Consider the following 3,698-nt stretch of genomic DNA (forward strand, 5'->3'; position numbering starts at 1 on the left):
CTGATTTAAGCGCGGTACGAATACCTTCAAACATCAAGTCAAAGGTTGCTAAACGGCCAACAGGGTAGTCGGCAATCGCCATTGCCACTTGTCTAAATACCCCTAACATCGAGCGTTCACCTACCGAGCTATGTTTACCTTCAAAGGCATTATTAGCTGATAATTGCTGAATAGCCGATTGAAAAAGCGCGAATTGATAAGGAATAAAAGGGTAACTATAAATAAAGTGTTCACTGTCTTTAAAGTTGCGATAGGCTTTACCACCGTCAGCAAAATCAAACAGGGTTTTAAAATTATTGACTTGCTGTTGATAGACAGTTGCTAGTAATGCTTGTCCTTCGGGCTTTTTGGCTAATAAGCGTTTTTGAATGACTTCGGCCACATCGGTACTGGTCAGCTTCATACGGTTAGCAAAACGTGCTTGCACCCGTGAAAAGTCATTGCCTTGTTGTTTGCTCATTTCGCCAATCACCGACTCAATATTTTCTTGAGCGGTCACAATCACCCATGCGCGGCCATTACACTTGGTTGCTAAACTTTCGGCAATCGTTTGTAGGTTGGTCATCAACTTGACGTTATCGGCAATGTATTGACCCACTTCATCGACAAAAAAATTGAGCCTAAAGTTTTTTTCTTGTTTACTGAGCCACTGATTAACCTGATTGGCAAAATCTTCAATCGAGACCCGATGTTGAGCGCGGTACTTATCTAAAATGCCAAGAGCATCATTTTCGGCCTGACCTGTCACTTGAGCATAGGCTTTGGCAATATTGCGCGACTCGAGAAGTGATTGTTCACGACCTCGTTCCCATGCTGTACCCGTTAGTTGCTCAAAGGCCGTTTTAAAGGCTTGGTACTTACCACGCTCATCCAGTTCGCGTTCATATTGAGCAATATAGGCTTGTTTGCCATAGTAACCACACATCTCATCAAAAACTTTGACAAACACCGAGAGTAGGGCATCTATCTGGGTTTTGCTAATGACATCGGCTTTTTGGTCAATATTAAATAAAATGCTTTTAGACGGAATGGCCACCGCTTTTTTCAGATTAGCTTCTAAAATCGCATCGCTTTTATCTTGCTCACGGCATTTTGGTAAAAAAAAGTTGAGGGTAGGAATGCCATTCACTACACGGTTTTCCAGTAAAAATGCTAACATTTTTAATAAATGCGACTTACCCGACCCGAAAAAACCTGATACCCATACGCCATTAGCTCCATGATAATTAGCATAAGCCACTAAAAACTCATTGAGGCGTTGGGCGACTTCGTTGGTTAGTACATACTCTTCGAGTTCAAGGCGTAAACTGGCTTGGTCATCGGCTTTAATTACGCCATCAATCGGGCGATCTACAGGCTTTAAAAAAATATCTTTTAATAATTGAGGATTGTCCATAAAAGTATTAACTCTACATCTTAGGACTTACGCAAAGGCCTAACTTTATTTTATGTTTTATGAAGAAAAAGTCATGACAAGCTCTGGTTTTTTCAGTTGTTTACGCATATACGAATCTAATAATCCTTGTTTAAGTTGGTAAATATTGGATTTAAACTGAATAGCCAACGCTTTGAGTCGATGCCATACCAACAAACAACAGGCAATGTGATTCCGCTGAATCTGAGCTTTGCGACACTGACACCGTTCTAACCCTGTCGTCTGCTTTAATTCACGATGACATTGTTCAATACGCCAACGTATCGCACAAATTTTTTCAATATCATCTACGGTATGAGCCTGTGGTGCATTTGTGACAACATAATCAGTACGTTCGGTTGAGAACGGTAAACAATAAAGCTGTAATGAATGCCCTTTAGGAAATTGGCGTAAGTGAACGCGCCGTCCATGCCGCTTTTGCTCGTCTGTCCATGTTAAACTATCAACACGTTGATAATTAACTGTTACATTACTGATTTCATTTACATTTCTATTCGCTTTTATTGGGCAATAATAGATTTTATGTTCACTTTCTATCAATAACATCAGCCATTTTACCGCATACCACGAGTCCATTAAGACAGTTGTAAACGGGAGTTTCTTATTTTCGATACAATCTAAAAACATCTCTTTCACATGATGTAATTTCGTTTTGTCATCACGGTCTTTATCATAAAAACGGTAGTCTATAATCCAGTATTGTGCTGTCTGAGGATTGACGTAAACACAGGTAACCACACCAATACCCTTGATGACTTTCCCTGCATTACCACTGTATTGGCGGCGAACCATTTCTATTTTTGAGGCATAGTTTTTATCAATCACCGTATCATCAAACAGTAAATAACCCTGTTCAGTGGGAATAACGTGGTGTTTGGCTTCTGCCCAAATATCGGCAGGGGTGATGTTATCGAGACTCAAATAGCGGTTTAATTGGTCATGGCTATACTTGGCACTATGGTCTGCAAAATATGTCAGCGTAAAGTTTTTTTGACTGCTCAATAAAAATTGACAGTAATCACGGCGAGTCAGTAATTGATGAGAAGTGGTATTCATTGCAGATATTGATTATGTAACAGTAACTTATCATCAAAAAATACAAAGATAATGTCAACTTCTTTTTCCATAAAAATTGACAAATAGTTAGAGACCCTAAAGAACTCCTAACATAGTATTCATATTTTAATATTGTCATTTAAATTCAATATGTTATATCGCCTATTGCGTAAGTCCTAATCTAAAATACGTTGTTTAAATTTGATAATCGTCGATATTGAAGGCGCGATAATATTTATCGTCTTGGAGTCGTCCAAACAACACGAGAGCCGCACCACTGGCTAAAGAATGGGTATAGCCACCCGAAAAAAACATCACCGTTGGTTTGTCTTTGGCTTCTTTTTGCAGATTGTTTAATACATTGTGCGAGCGTATATACGGGAAGACTTCACCAACGCCCGTGATAAATAACACATCATGCTGTACTGCGCCAAGACGTTGAGCAATTTCGGGCATTAAATGCTCTTCGGGGTCGAGAATATTTTGTAATAGCTCTTTTAGGGCCTCTTTGGCGAGGGTTGGCTCTAGCTCTAAAATACGATCCCATAAGCCTCGTGCTTTAATCAAATCAATGGCTAAATCATAAAGGTTAATCTCTAAGGCTTTGACTCCGAGCTGTTCCAACTTGTTGATGAGCTGGTGCTGTAATTTGCCCATTGCAACGGCATCGCTTGGCTTAAAGGGACAAATGAAGAAGGGGACTTCGTTACCTAAGCCTTGCATTTGCAAAAAGCGGTCGCTGCTAATAACAGCCAGTAGGTGTTCATACCGTGAGGCTATGCTAACCATGTTTGTATGTCCCTGTGAAAAATCGGAAATATTTCAAAAGCGGATATATGGCGTTTACTGAGTAAAGTCGCTAACGGAGGCGATAGTAAAACGCTTTGTAAGGTATTTTGAGGCGACAATAGGCCACTCTCTTTGAGCATTTTAAACAAATTTAAGCGTAAGCGAAGCCGTGTTGAATCAGTGATGTGAGTGAGTTCGTCATGCCAGAGGGTTTTCTGGTTAAAAAATATATCAAAATCGTCGTAGCTGAGTTGTGGCTTTAATTGAATAAAGTATTCATTGACCACTTCAACCGCAAAATCACCAATAAACGAATAGTCCAAACAGGCGGCTAACCACAGTAAATAACCACGCTCTAAGGGCGTAGCGTCAACCAAATAGCTCAATTCGTCATGGCTTAGGCATTTAAGCCGTTTAA

At 40.0% G+C, this 3,698-nt stretch carries 4 protein-coding genes; all 4 read right to left on the minus strand.

Features of this window, described 5'->3' with window-relative positions:
- Positions 1-1,396 (minus strand): BREX system P-loop protein BrxC (gene brxC, locus Q0212_RS00690; protein WP_297920729.1); only part of this gene is annotated, 1,396 nt, incomplete at its 3' end.
- Positions 1,397-1,453: 57 nt separating this feature from the next.
- The gene (locus Q0212_RS00695) at positions 1,454-2,491 is read right to left on the minus strand and encodes a transposase (RefSeq protein WP_297920731.1); all 1,038 of its coding nucleotides are present in this window, start codon (positions 2,489-2,491) and stop codon (positions 1,454-1,456) included.
- Positions 2,492-2,686: 195 nt separating this feature from the next.
- A complete protein-coding gene (locus Q0212_RS00700) occupies positions 2,687-3,280 on the minus strand; it encodes a DUF1788 domain-containing protein (RefSeq protein WP_297920733.1) in 594 nt (197 codons plus the stop codon).
- On the minus strand, positions 3,268-3,698 hold a 431-nt coding region (locus Q0212_RS00705), incomplete at its 5' end, for a BrxA family protein (RefSeq protein ID WP_297920735.1). The genes Q0212_RS00700 and Q0212_RS00705, both read right to left, overlap by 13 nt.

This window comes from uncultured Agitococcus sp. (assembly GCF_937920075.1).
Classification (GTDB): Bacteria; Pseudomonadota; Gammaproteobacteria; order Pseudomonadales; family Moraxellaceae; genus Agitococcus.